The following is a 25,851-nucleotide window of genomic DNA, read 5'->3' as shown; positions in this document are numbered from 1 at the left end:
CGTGGGGATGCTCGCTGGCGAGCATGTCGGCGATCAGTTTGGGTGACCAGCCCTGATCCATCCACTGGCTGATCCGGGCCGCCAGAACCGGATCAGCGACCAACTTAGGCACCTTGGGTCGACGTCGAGCTGCCCGTGCACGCCGGTCAGCATGGACCGCGCCATAGCCGCCATCACGAAGCCGATGCCGAGCGATCTCACGCGAGACCACCGACTGCGAGCGGCCAATACCGACCGCGATACGCCGATGAGACAGGCCCGAGCGCAACCCGGACTGAATCTCCACCCGCTCAGCCAGCGTCAACGACCGCCCCACCCCAGCACCCACCACTGCAACCTCAGACATCGCACCACCTCCCAGTGATGCATCGACCCTATGAACTCGCCGATCCATTTGACGGAGCCCGACCGCCCCGCAACCGAGCAAATGGATCCATTTGATGGGAAGGGGGGCGGGGTTAGGCGAGGATCGCCGCCCCCAGCCACTTCTCTGGCACTCCGAGCCCCTCGACCAGGCTCAACGCGTGCGGCCTCAGCTCGCGGCACAGGTCGTTGATCTGAGCACCGATCGCCTTGGACCGGCCCGAGGTGATCCGGTTGTGCTCCATGAACCACGCCCGGTCGTCGTGGATCGACTGCAACGCGTAGAGGCTGCATACGCGCTCCAGCACCTCGCGCGTCTCCCCCGCCGGCAACGCGTCGATGGCGTCGACAAAGGCAGTGAGCACCCGCTGCTCCATGTAGGCGCGCGCCACGAACTGCACGTGATCACCCAAGGCGTTGAAGGCCTCGAACTGGTCCCCACGCACCTTGGCGGCCGCGCGCATCCGGCGAGCGAGTGCCTCGAGTGAGTGCCGGGCACGCTCGTCGAACATCAGCGCGTGCCAGCGGCGGTCCACAAGGGTGGTCTCCTCTGGCCGGCGCCGCACGGCATCCGCGAGGGCGCCCAGCACGAGCCCGGCAGACGTGGCCTCGGCCACCGCGTCACCAGCAACCCGGGCCGTCGCCTGCACCACGCCGGTGCGGTCCAGCTCGCTCCACTCCTTGCGGTAGTCGGTGAGCAACGCCTTGGTCACCAGTTGCATGAGCACGGTGTTGTCGCCCTCAAACGTCGCGAAGATGTCGACGTCACGACGCATCTCGACGAGCTGGTTCTCGCTCATGTAGCCGGAACCGCCGCACGCTTCACGCGCCTCTTGCACCGTCTGGTTGGCGAACCAGGTGGTCATGGCCTTCAGCCCGGCCGCGTGGGTTTCGAGACTGCGCTGTTCCTCCTCGGTCGACGGCGTTGGACCCTGCACGTGGACCAGGTCGGTGATGAGCTCATTCTGCGCAAAGCCCAACGCATACGCCCGTGCTAGCCGCGGCAACAGGCGCTTTTGATGGGTGAGGTAGTCGAGCAGCAGCACCCCATCGGGGCGACCGGCGGCCGGGAACTGGTGGCGCGTGAGCCCCCATCGCACCGCGATGGACAGCGCGCGCCGCGCGGCGATGCCGGCTCCCCCGCCCACGCACACGCGGCCCCGCACGAGCGTTCCCAGCATCGTGAAGAACCGCCGGTTGGGGTTGTCGATGGGCGAGGCGTACACCCCATCGACACTCACGCCGCCGTAGCGGTCCAGCAGCATGCGGCGCGGCACGCGTACACGCGAGAACCGGATGGTGCCGTTGTCGACACCCAGCAGCCCGCCTTTGTGCCCGTGGTCGCCGGTAGTGATGCCGGGCAGGTCCGCGCCTGATTCGTCGCGCAACGGCACGAGCACCACGTGCACGCCGTGCCCCACGCCATCAACGATCAACTGGCCGAACACGGCCGCCATCGTCCCGTCCTTCGCGGCATTGCCGATATAGGCCTTGGTGGCGGCGGCCGTCGGCGAATCGACCTCGTACTCGTCGGTCTCAGGAATGTAAGTGATGGTCGTTTCAAGGCTCTGCACATCCGAGCCATGCCCCAGTTCGGTCATCGCGAAGCAACCCAATAGCTTGAGCGAGGTGATGTCAGGCAAGTACGTCTCGTGGTGCCAGTCGGTGCCCAGGTTGGTCACCGCCCCGCCAAAGAGCCCAAACTGGACGCCCGATTTGATGGTGACCGACAGGTCGCCGTGCGCGAGCATCTCGAACGCCATGACGGCCGTCAGGGGGTCGGACACGGAGTTCGCCCCCTCGGGTACCCCCGCATGGCCAAAGCCGTGGCGCTCGAGCTCGAGCAAGCGCCCCAGCGTCCACTCTCGCGAGGCCTCCACGTCGAGCGAGGGATCGCGCAGCATCCCCTCGGCGGGGAACGTCGCACGGCCCACGGCACGCTCGGTGGCGTAGGTACCGTCAAGCACGGAACGCAACCGGTCCCCCAGCACCGTCAGATGCTCTTCGCTTAGCGGGGTGTGTTCGGTGTGAACACTGTCAGGCTCTGTCAACGTCATTGTCGGACCTCCTGGAACTTTGATGGGGTGTGATCAGTCGGGCATCGGTGCAGGGACGGGCGCTTCCACGCGCGCAGGGGCAAAGAACTGGGCAATGTGCGCCACCACTTCGGCGCGCGGGGGCCGCGGGGTGGAAGCCATCCAGTGGTCGGCGGTGGCCTTGATAAAGCCCACCAGCCCGTGTCCCCATGTTCGGGCGGCCGATGCGTCCATCCCTCGAGCGGTCATGTTCGCCTCGATCGCATCGGCGATTTGCTCGCCGAGCAGCCCGGGTAGGCCCCGTACGGGGTCGACCACCGCATCGGCGCTTTGGGCGGGCGGCGTCATGACGAAGCGGTAGATCTCGGGGTCGCGCTCGACCAGCTCAAGGTAGGCATCGGCGAGGTCCGCGGTCAACCGGCCAAGGTCCGCCGGGTCGGACAGTCGGAAGGCGGCAGCGAGTCCCTCGTGGATGTACGCATGAACAGAGGCGACCACCGCGTCGTAGAGCCCTTCGCGGTCGCCAAAGTGGCGGTAGATCACGGTCTTGGAGGTCCCGGCTCGCGCGGCGATGGCGTCCATCCCCACCCCGGCTCCATGGACACGGATCGCGCGCAGGGCATGGGAGACGAGCTCCCTGCGCCGCTCGGTGCGGTGCTGGTTCCACCTGGCGTCTCTGCCGTCCACACTCACAAAGACCACAGTACCCGACACTAGCGGTATCTGCTACCGTGAGTATCGGTTAGTTTCTCTCAACGACGGAGGCACCGCATGACCCACAACGCCGTGGTAGTCGGGGGTAACCGCACCCCCTTCGCGAAGTCCGGAGGCCCGTTCGCGCAAGCCTCGAATCATGACCTACTCACCGCAGCCCTCGACGGCTTGATCGCCCGCTATGGCCTCGCTGGCCAGCGCATCGGCGAAGTAGCCGCAGGCGCCGTCCTCAAGCACTCGAAGGACTTCAACCTCACCCGCGAGGTGGTGCTCAGCTCGGCCCTCGCACCCACCACCCCCGCGTGTGACCTGCAACAAGCGTGTGGCACCGGGCTCGAGACCACGATCTACATCGCCAACAAAATCCGCCTGGGCCAGATCGAGTCGGGCATCGCTGGCGGCGTCGACACCACCTCGGACGCCCCGATCGTGGTCTCCGATCCCCTGCGCCGCACCCTGCTCAAGGCCAACGCGGCCCGCACGCCGCTCGATCGCCTCAAGCCCTTCACCGCAGTGCGTCCGCGCCACCTCAAGCCGCAGGCGCCCGCCGTATCCGAGCCCCGCACCGGGCTGTCCATGGGCGAGCACCAGGCCGTCACGACGGAACGCTGGGGCATCTCCCGCGAGGCGCAGGACGAAGTCGCGGCCGCCTCGCACCACAAGCTCGCCGCCGCATGGGAGGACGGTTTCTTCGACGACCTCGTCACCCCCTACCTTGGCGTCCCGCGCGACGCGATCATGCGTCCGGACACGACCGTCGAGAAGCTCGCTTCGCTGCGCCCCGCCTTTGGAGGCGAACACGGCACCATGACGGCTGGCAACTCCACTGCACTGTCCGATGGCGCAGCGACCACCCTCCTGGCCTCGGAAGAGTGGGCAGCGCGTCACCACCTGCCCGTGCTGGCCAAGGTCGTGGACGCCGAGGTCGCGGCCGTCGACCACCCGGCCGGCGAGGACCTGCTACTGGGCCCGGTCGCCGCAGCCGGCCGCATGCTTGCCCGCCAGGGCCTGTCGCTGAACGACTTCACCCTCATCGAGATTCACGAGGCCTTCGCCTCGACGGTGCTCGCCACCCTCAAGGCCTGGGACGACGAGGACTACTGCCGCGAACTCGGGCTCGACGGCAAGCTCGGCACCTTCGACCTCGACCGCCTCAACGTCACCGGCTCGTCGCTCGCCACGGGTCACCCGTTCGCGGCCACCGGCGCGCGCATCGTCCCTACCCTGGCCAAATTGCTGCATGCTCGCGGCCCCGGCTCCAAAGGCTTGATTTCCATGTGCGCCGCAGGCGGACAGGGTGTGGTCGCGATCCTGGAGGCAGTGTGATGGGTGCTCTCGAGAAGGTCTACTACTCCCCCGCTGGCAAGGCGATCGCCGCCAAGGCTGGCCTCAAAGAGCCGCCGCGCCTGCGCCGCGGAGAGGCATGGCCCCAGGGGGCCATCGTGCTCGCGTCCATCGGCGGCGGCACGCTCGCTGAAGGGACGATGCGCGTGCTGGGTCGCGCTACCCAGGCACCCGTCATCGACGAAGGTGACAATGCACCCGGCTACGGCTCACGCATCGGTGCCCTCGTCGTGGATGCCACCGAGGTGACGCAGATTGCCCAACTGGAGGACTTGCGTGCACTCCTGAGGCCCGCAGTGCGGGGCATCGAGCGGTCAGGCCGCATCGTCGTGATCGCGCGGGCCAGCGGCGAGGACTGGGAGTCTGCTGCTGTGATCAGGGCGCTCGACGGCATCAACCGCACGGTGGGCAAGGAGCTGCGCGGAGGCGCGACGGCGACATTGCTGCTCACCACCACGGACACCGCCCCGGCAGACCTGGCCTCGACCCTCGCGTTCGTCCTCCAGGGACGGTCGGCCTTTGTCGACGGCCAGACGTGGACCGTCAGGGCGGCGGACGGACCCGAAGCCGTGCAGGAGCGGCCGCTCGACGGCAAGGTGATCGTCGTCACGGGAGCGGCCCGCGGCATCGGCGCAGCGATTACCCGCACCCTCGCCACCCAGGGTGCGACCGTCCTTGCGGTGGACATTCCCGCCGCTGGCGAGTCGCTCGCGGCCGTCGCGAACGAGGTGGGCGGCATCGCGCTCCAACTCGACATCACCGCTCCCGACGCCGGTGACAGGATCGCGCAGATGATGGCGGGACGGGAGTTGACGCTGTACGGCATCGTCCACAACGCAGGCATCACGCGAGACAAGATGCTCGTGAACACCGATGCGGCGCGGTGGGCGTCCGTCCTCGAGGTGAACCTCGCCGCGCAGATGCGCATCAACGAGGTCCTGCTCGGCCCCACCACGCCCGGCGGGCTCGCGGACGGTGGCCGCGTGGTGGGCGTGGCCTCGACCTCCGGCCTCGCAGGCAACAAGGGACAGACCAACTACGCGGCCTCGAAGGCGGGCGTCGCAGGCCTGGTGATGGCGATGGCGCCCGACCTTGCGCAGCGCGGCATCACCGTGAACGCGGTGGCGCCGGGCTTTATCCAAACGGAGATGACGGCGAAGATCCCCTTCATCCAGCGCGAGGTGTTCCTCCGCTCGAACTCGCTGAGCCAGGGCGGCCTCCCCGTCGACGTTGCCGAGACCATCGCATACCTGCTCGATCCCGCGTCCCAGGGCGTGACCGGTCAGGTCATCCGGGTGTGCGGCCAGAACCTCGTGGGGGCGTAGTGGCTGCGCTCGCTGACCGTCGCATCGAACACCTCGACACGATGCCCGCCATGGGAGGTGCGCTCGCGCGCTCTCTCATGCCGTCGCGGAGCACGCACGTCACGATCCCGGAGCACGCTGTCAGGGTCCACGACCATACCCAAGACCCGGAGCGGCTCGCACGCTATGCCCGCGTGTGCGGCTTCACGTTGCGGGATACGGTCCCCGCGACCTGGCTGCACGTCCTCACGTTCCCTCTCCACGTCCACCTGCTTGGCGATCCCGACTCGTCGGTGAGGCTGCTCGGTGCGGTGCACACCGCCAATGCCATGACGTTGGTGAGGCCGGTGGCGGTGTCAGAGAAACTCGACCTCTCCGTGTACCTGGACCACGCGCGCTCGCATCGCAAGGGTGCCCTGATCGACCTCATCGGCACCGTTCACGTGGGCGATGACGTGGTGTGGCAAGGAACCTCGACCTACTTGGCCGCGGGCATGAGCGTGAACGACGGCGGGCCCGGCGAGGAAGGACCCCGAGCGCCGTTCGAGGCCGGCCCTGTGCAGGCACGCTGGCTCCTGCCCAAGGACCTCGGCCGCCAGTACCGCGCCGTGTCCAAGGACCCCAACCCCATCCACACCCACGCCCTCGCGGCCAAGGCCTTCGGCTTCCCGCGCCCCATCGCCCACGGGATGTGGACTCACGCGCGCGCGCTCGCGGCGCTCGATGGACGCCTTCCGGATACCTTCGCGGCGCAGGTCGACTTCGTGAAGCCCGTACTCCTGCCCGGCACCGTGGGCTTCTCGTGGACCCAGGGCGACCACACCATCAGCGCCGACGTCGTCACCAAGGACGGCGCCAAGCCGCACCTGCGCATGCGGGTCACCCCCGCATGAGGGCCGCGCGCCGATGAACCTGTGGTGGAGGCTCGCGACGCGCTGGCTGCGCATGCGCCGTCCCCAGCCCGCGTCGATCTGGGATGACGTGGTCACGTCGTTCACGGTGACCCCCACGGACCTCGACGTCATGCGGCACATGAACAATGGCCGCTACCTGACGCTGCTGGACCTGGGCCGCTACGAGCTGCTCTATCGCTCGGGCTGGTGGGACGAGTTCGCCAAGCGGGGTTGGGCGGCCATCGTGGCGGGCCAGACCATCACCTACCGGCGGGAACTGCGGCTGGGCCAGCGCTTTGATCTCCACACCAGAATCGTGGGCTTCGACGATCGCTGGTGCTACCTCGAGCACCGCTTCATGGTGGGCGAGACTGTCCACGCTCACGCCCTCGTGCGGGGCCTGTTTGTGCGCAGGAGCGGAGGTTCGGTCCCCGTGAGTGAGCTCGAGCAGGCGGTGGGTGGCTTTCCCGACCACCTGTCCGTCGAGCCGTGGATGACGGACTGGACTCACCACACACGCACGCCTCGTCGGTGAAGGCCTACCGAGCCGCTAGAGTTCCACCCACTGACCATCGACATCAATGGAGATGATGATGACCAACTCGGAGAACCCGGTCTCCCCCACGCCCACGCCCGACCTCGACCCCGTCGCAGGCCAGGAACGCCCCTGGTTCGCGCACTATCCTCCTGGCGTTCCCCACGTGATCGAGGAGCCCACGGAGCACAGCCTTGGCGCGATGGCGACGGTGGTCGCCCAGCGCTACGGCGACAAGACGGCCTTCTCGAACCTCGGCGGCACCCTGACTTTCCGCGAGGTGGAGGAGCACGCCACTCGCATCGCCGCCTACCTCCAGACGGAACTGGGCCTTGCCAAGGGCGACCGCATCGTCCTGCAGATGCCCAACCTCATGCAATACCCCGTCGCCCTGTACGGGGCGCTCAAGGCGGGCCTGATTGTCGTCAACGCCAACCCCCTCTACACGGCCGACGAGCTCACCAAGGTGGTCGCGGACGCGCAGCCGCGCGCCATCATCGTGCTCGCCAACTTCGCGGCCACCCTTGAGCGCGTGCTCAAGGACCAGCCCATCGAGCACGTGATCGTGACGCAGGCGGGCGACATGCTCCACTCGCCCAAGCGCGGGATCGTCAACTTTGTCGCCAAGCGCGTCAAGAAGATGGTGCCCGCCTACTCGATCCCGCATGCCGTGCCGTTCCTGCCCCTGCTCGGAGGCGACCCCGCACGCTTCACTGACCCCGGCGTCGGCCCTTCCGATATCGCGTTCCTCCAGTACACGGGCGGGACCACTGGAGGCACCAAGGCGGCGGTCCTCACGCACCACAATCTGCTGTGCAACCAGGCCCAGTTCATCGGTCAGATGGCCGCCGTGCTCGACGACGGCGAGGCCTCCGTGATCGCCGCCCTGCCGCTGTATCACGTGTTCGCGCTGACGGTGAACTGCATCGGCTTCTTCCGCTTTGGCGCCCACAACGTGCTCATCACCAACCCCAGGGACATCCCCGCGTTCGTCAAGACCATCGACGCGAGCAAGCCCGACGCTCTCGTGCTGGTCAGCACGCTCGCTGGTGCCCTGATGGACAACGAGGGCTTTGCCAAGCTCGACCTGTCCAACGTGAAGATCGCCGTCGCAGGCGGCATGGCGTTGCGTTCCGCCGTGGGCGCCCGCTGGCGCGAGATGACCGGCTCGGAGATCGTCGAGGGCTACGGCCTGACCGAGGCGTCGCCCGTGGTGAGCGTCAACCCCACGCACCTGCCCCCGCGCGTGGGCACCATCGGCGTGCCGCTGCCGTCCACCGACGTGCGCATCCTCGACGACGAGGGCAACGACGTGGCGCCCGGCGAGCCCGGCGAGCTCGCGGTCAAGGGTCCACAGGTCATGCAGGGGTACTGGCACAAGGATCAGGAAAGCGCTGCGGTGCTGACCCTCGACGGTTGGCTCCTGACCGGCGATGTGGCGACCTTCGACGAGGACGGCTACCTGCGCATCGTGGACCGCAAGAAGGAGATCATCGTGGTCTCGGGCTTCAACGTCTACCCCGGCGACATCGAAGATGCGGCCATGCTGCACCCCAAGGTCGCGGAGGCAGGAGCCATCCCCATCCCCGACGAGCACGCCGGCGAGGTCCCCAAGCTCTTCGTCGTGCGACGCGATGAGTCCCTCACCGAGGCCGAACTCGCCGCCTTCCTCAAGGAGCGCATGACCGGCTACAAGCGGCCGCGCGCGATCGAGTTCATCGACGAGCTGCCCAAGACCAACGTGGGCAAGGTCCTGCGCCGCGGGCTGCGCGAGATCGAGGAGCAGCGCCGCGACGCAGTCGAGTCGGCCTGATGACTGTCGCTACGCCGCCCGAGCGTGAGCCGGGCGGCGTAGCGTGAGTTCCATGTCCAACAAGACCCAACCGTCAGACGCGTCCGTCGAGGAGTTCCTCGCCTCCGTCGAGCCCGAACGTCGCCGCCTTGAGGGCGAGCGGTTGCTTCACCTCATGACCGAGGTCACCGGCGACACCGCCGTGATGTGGGGACCGTCCATGGTCGGCTTCGGCAGCTACCACTACCGCTACGCCACGGGCCGCGAGGGCGACATGTTCAAGGTGGGCTTCTCGCCGCGCAAGGCGCAACTATCGCTGTACGGCCTCAAAGACGACAGCAGGGCCGATGCGCTCTTGGCTCAGTTGGGCCCGCACACCACCGGCGCTGGTTGCGTCTATGTCAAAAAACTCGACGACCTCGACGAGGGTGTCCTCCGCCACCTCGTGACGATCGGCTACTCGCGCGCCGACCTGTACGAAGCCTCCTAGCGGCGCTTGCGCTTCTCGCGCACGCGCACCGAGATCTGGATGGGCGTGCCCTCGAAGCCAAAGTTCTCGCGCAGGCGACGCTCGATGAACCGTCGGTACGTGGGGTCGAGGAAGCCGGAGGCGAAGATCACAAAGCGCGGCGGACGCGCAGACGCCTGGGTCGCGAACAGGATCTTGGGCTGCTTGCCCGAGCGCACCGGGTGCGGGTGCTCGGCGACCAGTTCGCCCAGGAACGTGTTGAGACGTCCGGTCGAGATGCGCTGATCCCACGAGCCGAGTGCAAGGTCGATCGCGGGCACCAGGCGGTTGGTGTGCCAACCGGTGCGCGCCGAGACGTTCACGCGCGGCGCCCACGACAACTGCACGAGGTCGCGCTCGATGGAGCGCTCGAGCAGGAACCGCTCGTCTTCGCCCACGAGGTCCCACTTGTTGAACACGAGCACGAGGGCGCGGCCGGCCTCGAGCACCTGCGCGATGACCTTGGAGTCTTGATCCGTGAGCGGCACCGACGCGTCGAGCAGCACCAGCGCGACCTCGGCACGCTCGATCGCAGCGCCCGTGCGCAGCGAGGCGTAGAAGTCCGCGCCCTTGGTCATGTGCACACGGCGGCGGATTCCGGCGGTGTCGACCAGGGTCCACGACCGTCCGGCGATCTCGACCTTCTCGTCGACCGGGTCGCGCGTGGTGCCGGCGGTCTCGTCGACCACCACACGGCGCTCGCCCGCCAGTTGGTTCAGCAGCGAGCTCTTGCCCACGTTGGGCCGTCCCACGAGCGCGATCCGGCGGGGCGCGTCGGGGTCAACCTCGACTTGCTCCAACTCGGTCGGCAGCACCGCGATGGCTGCGTCGAGCATGTCACCAGTGCCGCGGCCGTGGAGGGCGCTGACCGGGTACGGCTCCCCCAGCCCCAGGTTCCACAGCGCGGCGGCCTCGAGTTCACCCTGGGGGCCGTCCACCTTGTTGGCGACCAGTACCACGGGCTTGTTGGCGCGGCGCAGGAGCTTGACCACCTGCTCGTCAGAGGAGGTGGCGCCCACGGTGGCATCGACGACGAACAACACGGCGTCCGCCATGTCGATCGCGACCTCGGCCTGCTGCGCCACGGACAGGTCCAGACCCGTGACCTTGGCCTCCCAGCCGCCCGTGTCCATCAGCATGAAGTCGGTACCGGCCCATTCGGCGCGGTAGGACACGCGGTCGCGGGTGACACCCGGGGTGTCCTCCACCACGGCCAGGCGCTTGCCCAGAATGCGGTTCACGAGCGTGGACTTGCCCACGTTGGGACGGCCCACAATCGCCAGCACGGGCAGCGCGTCCTCGGTCTCCACGACCTCCTCGCCTGCAAGAGCCGCGAGGTCCTCGGGCGTGAGGTCGTAGTCCTCCAGGCCCGCGCGCAGCGCGGCCTCGCGGATCACGTCGAGGCTCTCCTCGGGGTCCGAGTGCACCACCACAGGCTCGGGGACGTCTTCCAGACCGCGGTACTCCTGGTCGTCACTCATGCGGGTGCCTCCTCGGCGGATGTGCGCCCGCCGTCATCGGCAGGCAATTCAAGTTCGGTCGTGGCCAGGGTGGCGTCCACCTGGGCCCTCAGCGCGCTGGCGACCGCCTGGGCTGCCCATTCTTGGCGTGCCCTCCCCCGCAGCTCAGCGGGCGGTGCAATGTCGACCGGCTCGCCGAACTCGACAAGGATGCGCCGCCTGGGTCGCGGCCACACACCCACAGGTTCCCCCGTGTGGCGCGTGCCTACCATCGTAGTCGGCACAATCGGCGCGCCCGAGCGCAAGGCGAGCCAGGCTGCCCCGCCCATGACCGCATCGGCCCTTCCGGCTCCCCTGGTGCCCTCGGGGAACATGCCCACCACGTCCCCGCGGCGCAGGACCTCCAAGCCCAGGGCCAACGCCTCGCGACCAGAGCCGTCGACGCGGATCTGGCCTGCGGCGCCCAAGATGGGACCGAGCGGCCCGCGGAACATGTGCGAACCGATGAGGAAGTGGGAGCCGCGCGGGATGACGCCGTGCAGCACAGGCCCGTCGATGAAACCCACATGATTGGCCACCACGATGGCGGCGCCCTCACGTGGCAGGCACTCCCGGCCGCGCACCTCGGTCGCCCACAGCCCCCGCGCGAGAGCGCGTCCCACCCAGCGGGACCAGCGAGGGCCCCAGCGGCTCGGTGCGGGGGCAGAGGTCACAGTTGAGCCTCGTGGGCCAGGCCGATGACCGCCCTGACCGCCTCTTCGATCGTCAGATCCGTGGTGTCGAGGGTGTGCACGCCGTCGGCCGCCTGGTGGAAGCTCACGACGGTCGCATCCTTGCGGTCGCGGCCCAGCACGGCCTCGCGCACGGTCGCGAGATCGGCGCCCTCGCCTGCACGGCGGGCCACGCGTACCTCGTCGTCCGCGGTCATGAGCACACGCACGTCCGCCTCGGGAGCAATCACGGTGGTGATGTCGCGGCCCTCGGCGACCACGCCACGGCCCTCGGACAGGCCGCCGACCGTCTCCATGCGAATCACCTCGCGCTGCAGTTCCTGCAGGATGGGCCGCGCCTCGAGGTTGGTGGCGACCTTCGAGACGGTCAGTGCGACGGTGTCGGTGCGAATCTGAGCGCTCACGTCCTCGCCGTCGAGCAACACGTGGGGGTTGCGCGGGTCGAGGATGAGCTCGACGTTCATGGTCGCGACCATCGCGGCCACATCCGAGGTCTGCGCGAAGTCCACGCCGTCGCGAAGGCACGCGAGGGTGGCGACCCGGTAGGTGGCACCCGTGTCGAAGTAGGCCAGCCCCAGACGGGTCGCGACCTCGCGCGACACGGTGGACTTTCCGGTGCCTGCCGGCCCGTCGATGGCAATGACGATTCCGGTCATGGCGCTGCGATCTCCCAGTTGTTGTCAGTCAGTGCACGGGCAAGTTCCTCGGCCCGCGAGGGCAGCACGTGCAGCGTGGTCAGACCCACCGGCTGGCGGGGCGAGTGTTCGATGGTGATGTCTTCAACGTTGACGCCCACGGCGGCGGCCTCGCCGAGCAGCCGGACCAATTGCCCCGGCACGTCGGGAACGATCACGGTCACGGGCGTCCAGGCGCGCTGCGGGCGGCCGTGCTTACCCGGGATGCGGGCCACCTCTAGGCGTCCACGCTCGATCAGGTCAGTGACAGCCTCGCCCACGTCGTCGGCATCGCGGATGTCCTCGAGGTCACCGATGATGTGGTCGATGGTCGCGATCAGCGCCGAGCGGTTGAGCCGCGCGATGTCGGCCCACATCTTGGGGTCCGAGGCAGCGATACGGGTCACGTCGCGCAGGCCCTGGCCCGCGAGAGCGACATCGTCGGCGTGGAGCGGGCCGAGCGCCGCGGCCACTGCCGAGGCGGCCACCTGAGGCGCGTGCGAGACTCGCGCCACGGCGGCATCGTGCGCTGCGGCTTCCATCTGGACGATGTCGCACTGCAGCGCGTGCGCGACGGCGCGCACGCGCTCGACGGCCTGGCTCGTCGCGCCGTTGGGGCAGATCACCCACGGGCGAGCCTTGAACAGATCCCCCTGGGCGGCAAGGCCACCCGAGAGTTCCCGGCCCGCCATGGGGTGAGAGCCCACGTAGCGGTCTCCATGGCCGGTCGAGTCGGCCGCAGCAGCGATGGGCGCCTTGACGCTCGCCACGTCCGTGACCACCGCACCAGGCCAGGTGTCGAGCGCGTGGGCCACGACGGAGGGCGTGGCCGACGGCGGGACGGCGACAATCACGAGTTCGGGCTCCGCAGCACCCAGCTGGCCGCCCGCACCAATGGACTGGGCAAGCGTCTGTGCCTGCGCATCGGCGTCCTCGATGGTGACATCCCAGCCCTCAGCGACCAGGCCGATTCCCACGCTCGACCCGATCAGCCCCGCGCCCAGAATGTGGGTACGCGAGCGGAGCTCCTGCGCGGTCACTGGGCGAGGTCGCGCCGCAGCGAGACTGACTCGTGGAGGTACACGTGAGTGATCTCCGCACGCTCGCGCGCCGTCTCGACGTGCATCAGCACGCGGACCACGAGCGGCAACGCGCCGGGAACGGCCATCTCCTGGGCGCACATGAGCGGCACGGCGCCAAACCCGAGCTCGCGCGCGGCGGCCGCGGGAAAGTCGCTGACGATGTCCGGCGTGCACGTGAAGATCACCGAGATCACGTCGTCCGTGGTGAGCGTGTTGGCGCTCATGATCGACTCCACGAGTTCCTGCGTGCGCAGGTGCAGGTGGTCCTTGTCGTCGACGTCAAGCGTGGTGGCACCGCGGATGGCTCGAACTCGCATGAGCACCATCGTATCGGTGGGGGCGGTCGGTTAGAGTCCCGCCACGTTCATCAGGGCGCCCACCTCTTCGCGCGACAGGCGGCGCACCTCACCGGGCTGAAGGGTGCCCAGGCTGATGGGACCAAAATCGGTGCGAACCAGGTCGACCACCGGGTGGCCCACCTTGTCGAGCATGCGACGCACAATCCGGTTGCGGCCCTCGTGGAGTTCGACCTTCACGAGCGAGTGACCCTTGGACACATCCAGGATGGCGCAGTCGGACACGCGTACGGGTCCGTCCTCGAGGTCGACGCCCGCCCGCAGTCGCGTACACAGACCCTTGGCGGCCTGGCCCTCGACCTTCGCGACATAGACCTTGGGCACGCCATGCGTGGGGTGCGCGAGCCGGTTGGCGAGTTCTCCGTCGTTCGTGAGCAGCAACACGCCCGTGGTCTCGGCGTCGAGCCGTCCTACATGGAACAGTCGCTGGTCGTACTCGCGCACGAACTGATCGAGCGCGGGACGGCCCTGCGGGTCAGACATGGTCGACACCACGCCACGCGGCTTGTTAAGCACCACCGTCACCGCGTTGTCGTCGACCACGATCCGCTTACCCTTGACCTCGATCTTGACCGCGTCGGGGTCCACACGCACGCCGAGCTGGTTGACGACCTCGCCGTCGACCTTCACCAGGCCGCGCTCAATGAGCACCTCGCACTTGCGACGAGAGCCCACCCCTGCTGCGGCCAGCACCTTCTGCAGTCGCACGCCCTCCGGGCGATGAATCTCCAGGTCACCCATCAGCGTCCCTCTCCGTCGACATCCGCCAGATCAGGCAGGTAGGGGGCAAGTTCGGGCAAATCATCCAGCGAGGACAGTCCCATTCGCTCAAGGAACTCCGTGGTGGTGCCGTACTGCAGGGCGCCGCCAATCTCGCCCACCTCGGTCACCAGACCGCGTGCGCTGAGCGTCTTCATCACCGAGTCGACGTTGACGCCACGCACCTGAGAGACCTGTCCACGGGTCACCGGCTGGCGGTAGGCCACCACGGCGAGGGTCTCGAGAGCCGCCTGCGACAGGCGCGCGGACTGGCCGTCGACCACGAAGGCTCCCACCGCATCGGCGTAGAGACGGGAGGAGTAGATGCGCCACCGGCCGTCGACCTCGCGCAACTCGAAGCCGCGAGGCGCGTCGGGGTCGGCGTATTCGTCCCGGAGTCCGTGAAGGACGTCGGTCACCGTGTCCACGGTCGCGTTGATGGCGGCCGCGATATCCGCCGCCGCCACGGGCTCATCCACGACCATCAGGATCGCCTCGACGGCTCCCCTGGTGTGCACGTCAGTCATCGTCACCGTTCTCCTGTGGGGCCGCAGCCTCATCAAACTCCGCGGACACCTCAATGTCCACTGCCTCGTCGCCACCCGTCCAACGGACGGTCAGCTCCCCCAGGGAGCGCAGCTGATCGAAGGCGATCACCGCCTCCTTGAACAATTCAAGCAGGGCCAAGAAGCGTGCGACGACCACGTTGACGTGATCCGCATCGGCGACGAGCGCACGGAACGTCACGGCCTTGTCGCGCTGCAGCCGCGAGGTGAGCACCGCGGCTTGCTCACGGACGCTCACCGCCGGAGCGTGCAGGTGTGCGATCGACACCCCTGCCGGCGCCTGCTTGGGCTGGAGGGCGTGGGCGGCGAGCCTCGCGAGTTGTTCGGGCGTCACCTGCCACACGAGCTCGGGCAGCAGCATCGCAAAATGCGGTTCGAGTGGCACGTCACGGGCCACACGTCGGGGTGCCTCGAGCATCTGCGAGAAGGTGCCCGCCACCTGCTTGAACGCGCGGTACTGCAACAGGCGGGCGAACAGCAGGTCGCGGGCCTCGAGCAACTCGAGGTCCTCGATGTCCTCCACGGCGCCCTGCGGGAGCAGCCTGGCGGTCTTGAGGTCCAGCAGCGTCGCCGCGACCACCAGGAACTCGCTGGCCTGCGACAGGTCCCAGTCCGTCTCGTGGGACGCGATGGTCGCGAGAAACTCGTCGGTGACCCGCGCCAGCGCCACCTCGGTGATCTCCATCTCATGCTTGGAGATCAGTGACAGCAGCAGGTCGAAAGGCCCCTCGAAGTTGTCGAGATGGACCTCGAAGCCTCGCCGCTGCGGCGCCGCCTCAGGTGCGGTGCTCATGGCGCTCAGGCAGCGACGCCGCGGGCGATCAGTTCGCGCGCGAGCGAGCGGTACTGCTCCGCGCCCGCGTGCTTGGGAGCGAACGTCGTGATCGGCTCCGCAGCGACCGTCGCATCCGGGAACTTGACCGTGCGGTGAATCATCGATTCCGTGACCTGATCGCCAAAGCGCTGCTGAACGCGCTCGACCACCTCTTGCGCGTGCAGGGTGCGGCCGTCGTACATGGTCGGGATGATCGCGTCGATGGTCAAGCGCGGGTTGAGGCGGTCCTGCACCTTGTCGATGGTCTCGACCAGCAGCGCCACTCCACGCATTGCGAAGTACTCGCACGCCAGCGGGATCAGTACACCGTGCGCGGCCACGAGCGCGTTGACGGTCAGCAGGCCCAGGGACGGCTGGCAGTCGATGAAGATCACGTCGTAGTCGTCGGCGACGCCACGCAGGCCGCGGGCGAGCGTCGACTCTCGGGCCACCTCTCCCACGAGCTGCACCTCGGCGGCCGACAGGTCGATGTTCGCGGGGATCAGGTCGAGCCCCTCGACGGCGGTGGTGCGGATCACATCTTCCGCCTTCACGCCGGTGCGCATGAGCAGGTCGTAGATGGTCGTGTCGAGCTCGTTGGGGTTGATGCCCAGGCCGGCCGAGGCCGCTCCCTGGGGGTCAAAGTCGACCACGAGCACGCGGCGGCCGTACTCGGCGAGCGCGGCCGCAAGGTTCACGGTGGTGGTGGTCTTACCCACCCCGCCCTTCTGGTTGCACAGGGCGACGATGCGCGCTGGGCCATGGCCGTTCAGGGGGGCCGGGACGGGAAAATCACTCACGCGCCCACATTACCGTGAGCCAGGCACGATGCTCAGCGGGCTCGCGGGTGCGCCGCGACGTAGACCTCGCGCAACGTGTCCTGCGTCACCGCGGGGTAGATCTGCGTGGTCGTGACGGAGGCGTGCCCCAGCAACTCCTGGACCACGCGCACGTCCGCGCCACCGGTCAGCAGGTGCGTCGCGAACGAGTGCCGCAGCGTGTGAGGGGACACGTCCTCAATGCCCGCCCGTTCGGCCGCCGCCTTGAGAATCGCCCACGCGCTCTGGCGCGACAGCCGCCCGCCCCGGGTGTTCAAGAACAGGGCAGGCGTGCCCTTGCCCGCCTGAGCGAGCGCGCCGCGCGACCTCACCAGGTAGGCATCGAGCGCATCGGCCGCATAGCCGCCAATGGGCACGATCCGTTCCTTGCGACCCTTACCGCGCAGCAGCACGGCGGAGCCCGCGCGGTCCAGGCTCAGGTCATCGACGTCGAGCCCGATGGCCTCGGAGATACGCGCGCCCGAGGCGTACACGACCTCCAGCAACGCCCTGTCGCGCAGCGCGGCCGCACCATCACCCACGCTGTCAAGAATGCGCGCGACGTCGTCGGTCGAGATCGCCTTGGGCAGACGCTTGGGGATCGCACGTGGCTTGACCTCGTGGCTGACGTCGTTGAGCGTCCACCCCTCCGCTAGCGCAAAGCGGTGCCAGCCACGGACGGCCACCACGGTCCGTGACGCCGATGCGGGCGCAAGCGAGCGGCCCCCGTCGGCTCCCGTGCCGATGGCCTGGGCGAACTCCGCGACGTCGGTGCGGGTCGCATCGGCCAGGCTGTCCACTCCGCGGGAGGTGAGGAAGTCGCTGTAGCGCGTGAGATCGCGGCGATAGGCCGCGACGGTGTGCGTGCTGAGGCCACGCTCCACGGTCACGTGGGCGAGGTACGCGTCCCGCTCGCGGCCGAGCACGTCAGGAACCGAAAGCGGTGAGGACCTCGGGCAAGAACGGATCCACGAGGATGGCCGCGAAGACGATGGTCAGGTACGTGATCGAGTCGCGGAACAGGCGCATCTCGCGCAGCTTGGTGTCGCCGCGCTCCGAGCGCCGGTAGAGCTTCACGCAGCCGGCCGTGAACCATACGCCCGAGCCAGCCGCGATGATCGCGTAGACCCACGTCATGTGAGCCACGGGCACCAAGATGAGCGTCACGGCGACCATCGCCACCGAGTACGCGATCATCTCCGCGGCGACCTTGTGCGTGGTCGCGACCACCGGCAGCATCGGCACGTCTGCGTTGGCGTAGTCGCGCTTGAACTTCATGGACAGCGGCCAGTAGTGCGGCGGGGTCCAGAAGAAGATGATGAGGAACAACAACACGGGCGTCCATGCGACCGACTGCGTCACGGCTGCCCAGCCGATGAGCACCGGCATGCACCCAGCGGCGCCACCCCAGACGATGTTCTGCGACGTGCGGCGCTTGAGCACCATCGTGTAGCCCACGACGTAGCCCAGGATCGCGAGCACGGACAACAGCGCCGCGAGCGGCGAGTCCACGACCCAGGCAAACCATGCAGTCGACACGACGCCGAGCGTCCACGCAAACACCAGCGCGCCGCGCTCGCTCACCGCGCCCGTCACGAGCGGACGGTTCTGCGTACGGTGCATGATCGCGTCAATATCGCGGTCGATATACATGTTGAACGCGTTCGCGCTGCCCGCCGAGAGCGCGCCACCGACGAGGGTCGTGAGCAACAGCGTCCACGACGGCCAGCCGTCTGCGGCGAGCACCATCGTGGGGATCGTGGTCACGAGCAGCAGTTCGATGATGCGGGGCTTGGTCAGGGCGATGTAGCCCTTGACGGTGCGGCCGCGCTCGTTGGTGCGTGCGGTGGTCGGGCTCGCCACATCAGCAGAGGCGGGCACGGTGTGGGACATGCGCACATCTTACCCGTGTGCGCAGGGCCAAGGACCTAGCCCGCCGAGCGCGCCCCGTCCCTGTCTCCCACCCCGTTGATACCCGTCCGTTCGTGCTGGGAGCGGTGCGTGCGTGCTGGATACCTAGGTGTGCTGAAGCGCTGCGTGCTGAAGCGCTGCGTGCTGACGCGCTGGGTGCTGAAGCACTGTGTGCTGAAGGGCTGCGTCCTGAAGCGCTGCGTGCCGACATGCGCGCGGTGCCTGTCGCGATCTCGCCGACCCCACCCTCACCTCTCTCCGCCGCCCTCACCTCGCCCCTATGACTCACCTGTCCTGTTGATACCCGCCACGACGCTTGGTGAGCAGTGCGCGCACGGCAGATACCCGTCAGCACGGCCGATGCGGGAGGTGAGCTGGCGCGCACCGGCACCCGCGCATCGGCCCGGCACGGGCAGTGGCTGTCACCCGAGTACGTGGCGTGAAGCGTCGGGACGGGTATCAGGCACGCACGCGCTGGCTCAATCCTGTCGACACGGGTATCAACCGGAGGGGGGGTCGACGGCGGGGTGTGGACGGCGGGGTGTGGACGGCGGGGTGTGGACGGCGGCGGTCGACGGCGGAGCGAGCGGTGGAGTGCGAAGACGGGTGACGGTGGTGGATTGCCGGCGGATCGGCGCGTGACCGCACTCCCCCGCGGCGAGCATGTTAACGTTCACCGTGTGTCAACGACGCCCGCCAGGGAAACCAATTGTGGGGTGTCGTGCCGCACCCGGTCGCCGGTAGGCTGACCGAGAACCACATCCTCACCAACGGGAGATCTCTGTGACCGTGAATTGGACCGACGCGGACCGCCGCGCAGTCGACACCCTCCGCGTTCTCGCGGCTGACGCAGTGGAGAAGGTGGGCAACGGCCACCCCGGCACCGCGATTTCGCTCGCGCCCGCCGCGTACCTGCTGTTCCAGAACGTGATGCGCCACGACCCCTCGGACTCGCGCTGGATTGGCCGCGACCGGTTCGTGCTGTCGGCTGGCCACTCGTCGCTGACGCTGTACCTGCAGCTGTTCGCCTCCGGCTACGACGTCGACATCGACGACATCAAGGCGTTGCGCACCTGGGGTTCGCGCACCCCCGGCCACCCGGAGTACGGGCACACCGATGGCGTCGAGACCACCACCGGCCCGCTCGGCCAGGGTGTGGCGACCGCCGTGGGTATGGCGATGGCCGCTCGTCGTGAGCGTGGCCTGTTCGACCCCGAGGCTGCCCCCGGCACCAGCCCGTTCGACCACCACGTGTACGTGATCGCCTCGGACGGCGACCTGCAGGAGGGCGTGTCGGGCGAGGCCTCGTCGCTCGCGGGCACCCAGGAACTCGGCAACCTCGTCGTGATCTGGGATGACAACCGCATCTCGATTGAGGACGACACTGACGTGGCGTTCACCGAGGACGTGCTCGCTCGCTACGCGGCGTATGGCTGGGACACCCACCACGTGTCGTGGAAGCAGGAGGATGGCTCGTACGTCGAGGACGTCGACGCGCTGCTCGCCGCGATCGAGGAAGCCAAGGCCGAGACCGGCAAGCCCTCCTTCATCGCGCTGTCGACCATCATCGGCTGGCCTTCGCCCGGCAAGCAGGACACGGGCGGCATCCACGGCTCGAAGCTCGGTGGCGAGGAGCTGGCGGGCCTCAAGGAGGCGCTCGGCTTTGACCCCGAGAAGTCCTTCGACGTGGACCCGCAGGTCCTCGAGCACGCCCTCAAGGTCCGTGAGCGCGGCCAGGCAGCACACTCCGAGTGGAACGCCGACCTCGCCCGCTGGCAGGTCGAGCACCCCGAGCGCGCCGCGCTGCTGGCTCGCCTGCAGGCACGCGAGTTGCCGGAGAACTGGACCGACTCGCTGCCCGTGTTCGAGGCAGGCTCCTCGGTCGCGACCCGCTCGGCGTCTGGCAAGGTGCTGAGCGCCCTTGCCGACACCCTGCCCGAGCTGTGGGGTGGCTCCGCCGACCTCGCCGGCTCGAACAACACCACGATGGACGGTGAACCGTCGTTCCTTCCCGAGCGTCGCTCGACCGCCAAGTTCCAGGGCAACATCTACGGACGCACCCTGCACTTCGGTATTCGTGAGCACGCGATGGGCGCGATCCTGAACGGCATCGTGTTGCACGGCCCCACCCGCGCCTACGGCGGCACGTTCCTGCAGTTCTCGGACTACATGCGTCCCGCGGTGCGCCTCGCGGCGCTCATGAAGGCGCCCAGCACCTTCGTGTGGACCCACGACTCGATTGGCCTGGGTGAGGACGGCCCCACCCACCAGCCCATCGAGCACCTCGCGGCGCTGCGCGCCATCCCCGGCCTCGACGTGGTCCGCCCCGCCGACGCCAACGAGACCGCCTACGCCTGGCGTGGCATTCTCGAGCGCACCGACCGCCCTGCAGGCATCATCCTGACCCGTCAGAACGTGCCGACCTTTGACCGCGGGCAGTTCGGCGCAGTCGAGGGCGTCCTCAAGGGCGCTTACGTGCTCGCCGACACCGAGGGCACTCCCGACGTGGTGCTCATCGGCACTGGCTCCGAGGTCCAGCACGCCGTGGCTGCCCGCGACCTGCTCGCCGAGGACGGCATCAAGGCGCGCGTGGTGTCCATGCCGTGCCGCGAGTGGTTCGACGAGCAGGACGAGGAGTACCGCGAGTCGGTCATCCCCGCGGCTGTCAAGGCCCGCGTGGTCGTCGAGGCCGGCATCGCCCAGCCGTGGCACGACCTCGCCGGTGACGCCGGACGCATCGTCTCGATCGAGCACTACGGCGCGTCGGCAGACGCCGACCTGCTGTTCGAGAAGTTCGGCTTCACCGCCGACAACGTGGCCGCGCACGCGCGTGAATCCATCGCTGCAGCAAAGTGAGTAGAGTGCGGTGCGCGTTACTTCGGTAGCGCGCACCGCACTGCACCGCTCCCGATCCCCGGAGGCCCCGCTCGTGAACAACCCTTTGCGCGATCCCCGAGACCGCAGGCTGCCCCGTATCGCGGGTTCCTGTGGTCTTGTCATGTTCGGCGTCACAGGAGACCTGGCCCGCAAGAAGCTCATGCCGGCCGTGTACGACCTCGCCAACCGGGGTCTGTTGCCGCCGGCCTTCGCGCTCACCGGCTTCGCCCGCCGTGACTGGGACCGACAGGACTTCGAAGAGGTGGTCTACGAGTCGGTCAAGAAGCACGCACGCACCCCGTTCCGCGAGGAGACCTGGCGTCAGCTCGCCGAGGGCGTGCGGTTCGTGCAGGGCACGTTCGACGACCCGGATGCGTTCCGTCGACTGCGCGAGACCGTTGAGGAACTTGACGAGCGCCGCGGCACCGGCGGGAACCACGCCTTCTACCTGTCGATCCCTCCGTCGGCCTTCCCCCAGGTCCTGACACAGTTGCGCGACTCCGGTCTGTCGGACTCTCGCGAGGGCGCCTGGCGCCGTGTGGTCATCGAGAAGCCGTTCGGTCACGACCTCGAGTCCGCGAACGCCCTGGACGCCGTGGTCTCGGACGTCTTCCCCGCCGACTCGGTGTTCCGCATCGACCACTACCTGGGCAAGGAGACGGTCCAGAACCTGCTGGCGCTGCGCTTCGCCAACCAGCTATTCGAGCCCATCTGGAACAGCCAGTTCGTTGACCACGTGCAGATCACCATGGCCGAGGACATCGGCATTGGTTCTCGCGCGGGCTACTACGACGGCATTGGCCAAGCCCGCGACGTCATCCAGAACCATCTGCTGCAGCTGTTCGCGCTCACGGCGATGGAAGAGCCTGCGACCTTCGACGCCGACGACCTGCGCGATGAGAAGGAAAAGGTGCTGCGCGCGGCCAAGCTGCCCGCCGACCTTGACGCCAACACCGCACGCGGCCAGTACGCCGCCGGGTGGCGCGGTGGCGAGCAGGTCGGTGGCTTCCTCGACGAGGACGGCATCAGCCCCGACTCGATCACCGAGACCTACGCCGCGATCCGCCTCGACGTTCCCAACCGTCGCTGGGCGGGCACGCCGTTCTACCTGCGCGCGGGCAAGCGTCTTGGCCGTCGCGTGACCGAGATCGCGCTCGTCTTCAAGAAGGCCCCGAGCCCGTACTTCCAGGAGATCGACGGCGTCGAGGTCGGCAACAACGCCCTCGTCATCCGCGTCCAGCCCGACGAGGGTGTGACCCTCAAGTTCGGCTCGAAGGTTCCCGGCGCCGCCATGGAAGTGCGCGACGTCACCATGGACTTTGCCTACGGCAATGCGTTCACCGAGTCCTCGCCCGAGGCCTACGAACGCCTGATCCTCGACGTGCTGCTGGGCGACCCGCCGCTGTTCCCGCGCCACGAAGAGGTCGCATTGTCGTGGAAACTGCTCGACCCCATCACGTCTCACTGGGCCTCGCAGGGCCAGCCCGAGCAGTACCGCTCGGGTACCTGGGGTCCAGCCTCGGCTGATGCGATGCTCGCCAAGGACGGCCGCGTCTGGAGGCGCCCATGATCATCAACCTGCCCAAGACCACGGTCTCCGAGATCAACAATGCGCTCGTCAAGGCCCGCAAAGAGGGCGGCGTGCTGTCGCTCAGCCGGGTCATGACCCTCGTCATCGACGCCACCGGTGCCGACGCGGACGATGCGATCGAGACCGCCAACGTGGCCTCCCGCGAGCACCCCTGCCGCATCATCGTGATTGCTCCCGCAGAGCAAGGTGATGACTGTCTCGACGCCGAGTTGCGCGTCGGCGGCGACGCGGGCGCTTCGGAAGTGGTGGTGTTGCGCCCCTCCGGTGAGCAGACCGCCCACGCCGACACCCTGGTCACTCCCCTGTTGCTGCCCGATGCGCCCATCGTCGCCTGGTGGCCCGCGGCTGTTCCGGCCGATGCGGGATCGTCCGGTATTGGCCAGATGGCCGCTCGCCGCATCATCGACACCAAGGGTGAGGACGACGCAGACGCCTTGCTGCGCCAGGTCGCGGCAAGTTACCAGCCCGGTGACACGGACCTCGCATGGACCCGCGTGACCCGCTGGCGCGCGCTGCTCGCCTCTGCACTCGAGCAGGTCGAGGATCGCCGCGTGACTCGCGCACGCCTTCACGGCGACACCGGTAGCCCGTCCATTCTGCTGCTGGGTGCCTGGCTGCAGAACGCCCTGGGCTGCGAGGTCGAGGCCACCTACGACGACACCGTGCGTGGCCTGCAGTCGATCGTCCTCGAGACCCCCTCGGGCGAGATCGGTATCGCACGCCCCGATGGGCACAACGCGACCCTGACGCAGCCTGGTCAGCCCGATCACACCATCGCCTTGCCGGTGCGCTCGCTGGGCGATTGCCTGGCGGAGGAACTGCGCCGTCTCGACGAGGACCCGGTGTACGGCGAGTCGCTCGCCCGCTACGCCCAGTCCGCCTAGCACTCACCACCACGCATTTGGGAGCCACCATGCCTGAGGTCATCGTCTACTCCGACGCCGATGCGCTCGCCCAGGCGACCGCCGCGCGGCTGTTGCTCAGCATCGGCGACACGCTCGCGCACCGAGAGGTGGCACACGTGGTGCTCACCGGCGGCACGGTGGGAATCGCCACGCTCGAGGCCGCGGCAGCTTCTCCCCTGGCGTCGGCGATCGACTGGACGTCCGTGCACGTGTGGTGGGGAGACGAGCGGTTCGTTGCCGATGGCGATGCCGACCGCAACGAGGGCCAAGCCCAGGAGGCGCTCCTGAGTCGCCTGCCGCTGCCGGAGGACAACATCCACCGGATGGGCTCGTCGACCACCTTCGCCACGGCCCAGGAGGCAGCGGAGGACTACGTCCACCAGATCGAGGCCGCCGGCATTCCCGCGTGGGACGTGCTCATGGTCGGCTTGGGCCCCGACGGCCACGTCGCGAGCCTGTTCCCCGGCCACACCGGCTATGAGGATGCCTCGCAGGGCGACGCACCCGCGATCGCGGTGCATGACTCCCCCAAGCCTCCGCCGACTCGCGTGTCCCTCACGCTTGACGCAATCAACCGCGCGCGTGAGGTCTGGGTGATCGCAGCGGGCGCGGCCAAGGCCGAGGTTGTCGCCCAGGGCGTGCGTGGCGACCTGGCGATCCCCGGTGGCGCAGTGCGCGGCCGCGAATCGACCAGGTGGCTCATCGACGCCGCGGCCGCGACCCGCATCTAACTCTGCGCTACAGGCGAGCCTTGACGGTCTCGACGATGGTCGTGATGTCGAACTCATCGGGCTTCGAATAGATCACGTCACCGTCGGCCCGGAAAGTGAACACGCCACTGTCACCAGGCTTCAACGTGACGCCACCCAGCGCCTGACCCAGCGTCGTCAACAGCGCGCGCTGCGCCTCGATCGCCCGGTCAAGGTAGCCGCAGGGGACGCAGTACTCGATCTCGATCAGCATGACTCTCCTTCGTTGGCCGAGCCGTTCCCGGCGTTCACACGACCCTACCTGGCCCGGCTGACAGGGCCAGCCAACGCATCGGCCCTGCACGGAGACTTCCCGCCGGGCCGATGCGTGGGTCGGGAATGCACGAAGGCCGCCCTCCCCCAGTGGGGAGGGCGGCCTTCGTCACTATGAGACTTAGTCCACCGCAGCGAGTGCCTCGCGCCGAGCGCGCAGCTCCGACAACGCCTCGTCGAGCAGAGCCTTGCCCTCCTCGTCGGTGCGTCGCTCCTTCACGTAAGCGAGGTGCGTCTTGTAAGGCTCACTACGAACGGGCTCAGGAGGGTTGTCCTGGTCCAGGCCCGCCGGGAAACCGCACTTGGGGCAGTCCCACTCGAGCGGAATCTCGGGCGTGTCCGTCTCGTCACCCAACGCAAAGCTGGGCGACGTGATGTGACCACGCGCGCAGTAGTAGTGAACGGTCTGACGCGGCGCGGACTCGCCGCGCTCGTCCTCGCCCAGCGGTCCCGCGCCTACGCGCGAGCCTCGGATCGCATTTCCAGCGGCCATGATTCCCCTCGTTGTCCCTCTACACAGCGAAGCGGCTGATGAGACCGAGCAAAACGATCACCATCACCCACACACCGGCCGTGATCCAGGTGACGCGCGAAAGGTTGCGCTCACCCACAGCGGAGGACTGGATGCCCGAGGACAAGCCACCGCCGAACATGTCGGTGATGCCTCCGCCACGGCCCCTGTGAATCAGGACCAGACCAATCAGGATGAGGCTGCTGATCACCAGCAGCACCCACAGTGAGGTCTCGAGAATCTCCACAGTTCTCCTTCAGATCGCGGTCGAACGGGTATCAGGAT

The 25,851-nt window shown here is 68.2% G+C and carries 27 protein-coding genes; 10 read left to right on the top strand and 17 right to left on the bottom strand.

Annotation, left to right across the window (positions count from 1 at the left end):
- From ACK5NO_RS06255 to ACK5NO_RS06245, 3 genes are all read right to left on the bottom strand, one after another.
- On the bottom strand, positions 1-346 hold a 346-nt coding region (locus ACK5NO_RS06255; RefSeq protein ID WP_416811804.1), incomplete at its 3' end, for a helix-turn-helix domain-containing protein.
- A 112-nt stretch (positions 347-458) separates the two neighbouring features.
- Positions 459-2,420 carry an acyl-CoA dehydrogenase gene (locus ACK5NO_RS06250; protein WP_416811803.1) on the bottom strand — a complete coding sequence of 654 codons (1,962 nt, stop codon included), beginning with the start codon at positions 2,418-2,420 and terminating at the stop codon, positions 459-461.
- A 33-nt stretch (positions 2,421-2,453) separates the two neighbouring features.
- A complete protein-coding gene (locus ACK5NO_RS06245) occupies positions 2,454-3,092 on the bottom strand; it encodes a TetR/AcrR family transcriptional regulator (RefSeq protein ID WP_416811802.1) in 639 nt (212 codons plus the stop codon).
- Between the two features lie 78 nt (positions 3,093-3,170).
- Here ACK5NO_RS06245 and ACK5NO_RS06240 point away from each other — a divergent pair, with 78 nt between their 5' ends.
- From ACK5NO_RS06240 to ACK5NO_RS06215, 6 genes are read left to right on the top strand one after another with little or no spacing between them, the layout of a single operon-like run.
- The gene (locus tag ACK5NO_RS06240) at positions 3,171-4,439 is read left to right on the top strand and encodes an acetyl-CoA C-acetyltransferase (RefSeq protein WP_416811801.1); all 1,269 of its coding nucleotides are present in this window, start codon (positions 3,171-3,173) and stop codon (positions 4,437-4,439) included.
- Complete coding sequence (locus tag ACK5NO_RS06235) at positions 4,439-5,782, top strand: 3-oxoacyl-ACP reductase (RefSeq protein WP_416811800.1); 1,344 nt, start codon at positions 4,439-4,441, stop codon at positions 5,780-5,782. The genes ACK5NO_RS06240 and ACK5NO_RS06235 overlap by 1 nt, the downstream gene beginning before the upstream one ends.
- On the top strand, positions 5,782-6,654 hold the full coding sequence (locus ACK5NO_RS06230; protein ID WP_416811799.1) for a MaoC family dehydratase: 873 nt from the start codon (positions 5,782-5,784) through the stop codon (positions 6,652-6,654). Before ACK5NO_RS06235 ends, ACK5NO_RS06230 begins: the two co-directional genes overlap by 1 nt.
- 13 nt (positions 6,655-6,667) lie before the next feature.
- Complete coding sequence (locus ACK5NO_RS06225) at positions 6,668-7,189, top strand: thioesterase family protein (RefSeq protein WP_416811798.1); 522 nt, start codon at positions 6,668-6,670, stop codon at positions 7,187-7,189.
- 58 nt (positions 7,190-7,247) lie between these two features.
- Entirely contained in the window at positions 7,248-9,002 is a 1,755-nt protein-coding gene (locus ACK5NO_RS06220; protein WP_416811797.1) for an AMP-binding protein, read from the top strand.
- 52 nt (positions 9,003-9,054) lie between these two features.
- Entirely contained in the window at positions 9,055-9,471 is a 417-nt protein-coding gene (locus ACK5NO_RS06215) for a DUF1801 domain-containing protein (protein ID WP_416811796.1), read from the top strand.
- Here ACK5NO_RS06215 and der read toward each other — a convergent pair.
- From der to ACK5NO_RS06160, 11 genes are read right to left on the bottom strand one after another with little or no spacing between them, the layout of a single operon-like run.
- Positions 9,468-10,970: a ribosome biogenesis GTPase Der gene (der, locus tag ACK5NO_RS06210; protein WP_416811795.1), complete on the bottom strand. Its 1,503-nt coding sequence runs from the start codon at positions 10,968-10,970 to the stop codon at positions 9,468-9,470. The two genes, ACK5NO_RS06215 and der, sit on opposite strands and share 4 nt — an antisense overlap.
- A complete protein-coding gene (locus tag ACK5NO_RS06205) occupies positions 10,967-11,662 on the bottom strand; it encodes a lysophospholipid acyltransferase family protein (protein ID WP_416811794.1) in 696 nt (231 codons plus the stop codon). Before ACK5NO_RS06205 ends, der begins: the two co-directional genes overlap by 4 nt.
- Complete coding sequence (gene cmk / locus ACK5NO_RS06200) at positions 11,659-12,336, bottom strand: (d)CMP kinase (RefSeq protein ID WP_416811793.1); 678 nt, start codon at positions 12,334-12,336, stop codon at positions 11,659-11,661. The genes ACK5NO_RS06205 and cmk overlap by 4 nt, the downstream gene beginning before the upstream one ends.
- Positions 12,333-13,394 carry a prephenate dehydrogenase gene (locus ACK5NO_RS06195; protein WP_416811792.1) on the bottom strand — a complete coding sequence of 354 codons (1,062 nt, stop codon included), beginning with the start codon at positions 13,392-13,394 and terminating at the stop codon, positions 12,333-12,335. Before ACK5NO_RS06195 ends, cmk begins: the two co-directional genes overlap by 4 nt.
- The gene (gene aroH / locus ACK5NO_RS06190; protein WP_416811791.1) at positions 13,391-13,753 is read right to left on the bottom strand and encodes a chorismate mutase; all 363 of its coding nucleotides are present in this window, start codon (positions 13,751-13,753) and stop codon (positions 13,391-13,393) included. The genes ACK5NO_RS06195 and aroH overlap by 4 nt, the downstream gene beginning before the upstream one ends.
- 30 nt (positions 13,754-13,783) lie before the next feature.
- The gene (locus ACK5NO_RS06185) at positions 13,784-14,533 is read right to left on the bottom strand and encodes a pseudouridine synthase (protein WP_416811790.1); all 750 of its coding nucleotides are present in this window, start codon (positions 14,531-14,533) and stop codon (positions 13,784-13,786) included.
- The gene (gene scpB, locus ACK5NO_RS06180; RefSeq protein WP_416811789.1) at positions 14,533-15,078 is read right to left on the bottom strand and encodes an SMC-Scp complex subunit ScpB; all 546 of its coding nucleotides are present in this window, start codon (positions 15,076-15,078) and stop codon (positions 14,533-14,535) included. The genes ACK5NO_RS06185 and scpB overlap by 1 nt, the downstream gene beginning before the upstream one ends.
- The gene (locus ACK5NO_RS06175; RefSeq protein ID WP_416811788.1) at positions 15,071-15,910 is read right to left on the bottom strand and encodes a segregation and condensation protein A; all 840 of its coding nucleotides are present in this window, start codon (positions 15,908-15,910) and stop codon (positions 15,071-15,073) included. Before ACK5NO_RS06175 ends, scpB begins: the two co-directional genes overlap by 8 nt.
- Before the next feature lie 5 nt (positions 15,911-15,915).
- Positions 15,916-16,731 (bottom strand): ParA family protein, encoded by an 816-nt coding sequence (locus ACK5NO_RS06170; RefSeq protein ID WP_416811787.1) that lies wholly within the window; start codon positions 16,729-16,731, stop codon positions 15,916-15,918.
- 32 nt (positions 16,732-16,763) lie between these two features.
- Positions 16,764-17,675 (bottom strand): site-specific tyrosine recombinase XerD, encoded by a 912-nt coding sequence (locus ACK5NO_RS06165; RefSeq protein WP_416811786.1) that lies wholly within the window; start codon positions 17,673-17,675, stop codon positions 16,764-16,766.
- Between the two features lies 1 nt (position 17,676).
- Entirely contained in the window at positions 17,677-18,642 is a 966-nt protein-coding gene (locus ACK5NO_RS06160; RefSeq protein WP_416811785.1) for a heme o synthase, read from the bottom strand.
- A gap of 801 nt (positions 18,643-19,443) precedes the next feature.
- Here ACK5NO_RS06160 and tkt point away from each other — a divergent pair.
- The 4 genes from tkt to pgl all read left to right on the top strand — a co-directional run bounded on the left by tkt (position 19,444) and on the right by pgl (position 24,764).
- Positions 19,444-21,516 (top strand): transketolase, encoded by a 2,073-nt coding sequence (gene tkt, locus ACK5NO_RS06155; protein WP_416811784.1) that lies wholly within the window; start codon positions 19,444-19,446, stop codon positions 21,514-21,516.
- 73 nt (positions 21,517-21,589) lie between these two features.
- Complete coding sequence (gene zwf, locus ACK5NO_RS06150) at positions 21,590-23,107, top strand: glucose-6-phosphate dehydrogenase (protein ID WP_416811783.1); 1,518 nt, start codon at positions 21,590-21,592, stop codon at positions 23,105-23,107.
- A complete protein-coding gene (locus ACK5NO_RS06145) occupies positions 23,104-24,012 on the top strand; it encodes a glucose-6-phosphate dehydrogenase assembly protein OpcA (RefSeq protein WP_416811782.1) in 909 nt (302 codons plus the stop codon). The genes zwf and ACK5NO_RS06145 overlap by 4 nt, the downstream gene beginning before the upstream one ends.
- Positions 24,013-24,041: 29 nt before the next feature.
- On the top strand, positions 24,042-24,764 hold the full coding sequence (gene pgl, locus ACK5NO_RS06140; RefSeq protein WP_416811781.1) for a 6-phosphogluconolactonase: 723 nt from the start codon (positions 24,042-24,044) through the stop codon (positions 24,762-24,764).
- Positions 24,765-24,771: 7 nt separating this feature from the next.
- Here pgl and ACK5NO_RS06135 read toward each other — a convergent pair whose 3' ends face one another.
- The 3 genes from ACK5NO_RS06135 to secG form a co-directional block, all read right to left on the bottom strand.
- Entirely contained in the window at positions 24,772-24,996 is a 225-nt protein-coding gene (locus ACK5NO_RS06135) for a SelT/SelW/SelH family protein (RefSeq protein WP_416811780.1), read from the bottom strand.
- A gap of 180 nt (positions 24,997-25,176) precedes the next feature.
- Positions 25,177-25,548 (bottom strand): RNA polymerase-binding protein RbpA, encoded by a 372-nt coding sequence (locus tag ACK5NO_RS06130; RefSeq protein WP_416811779.1) that lies wholly within the window; start codon positions 25,546-25,548, stop codon positions 25,177-25,179.
- Positions 25,549-25,567: 19 nt separating this feature from the next.
- Positions 25,568-25,813 (bottom strand): preprotein translocase subunit SecG, encoded by a 246-nt coding sequence (secG, locus tag ACK5NO_RS06125; RefSeq protein WP_416811778.1) that lies wholly within the window; start codon positions 25,811-25,813, stop codon positions 25,568-25,570.
- Positions 25,814-25,851 lie beyond the last annotated feature (38 nt).

The sequence above is a fragment of the Demequina sp. genome (assembly GCF_047975725.1).
In the GTDB taxonomy this organism is placed as follows: Bacteria; Actinomycetota; Actinomycetes; order Actinomycetales; family Demequinaceae; genus Demequina.
Note: the sequence above shows the minus strand (reverse complement) of the source record. Positions and strands in the feature narration are given on the sequence as shown.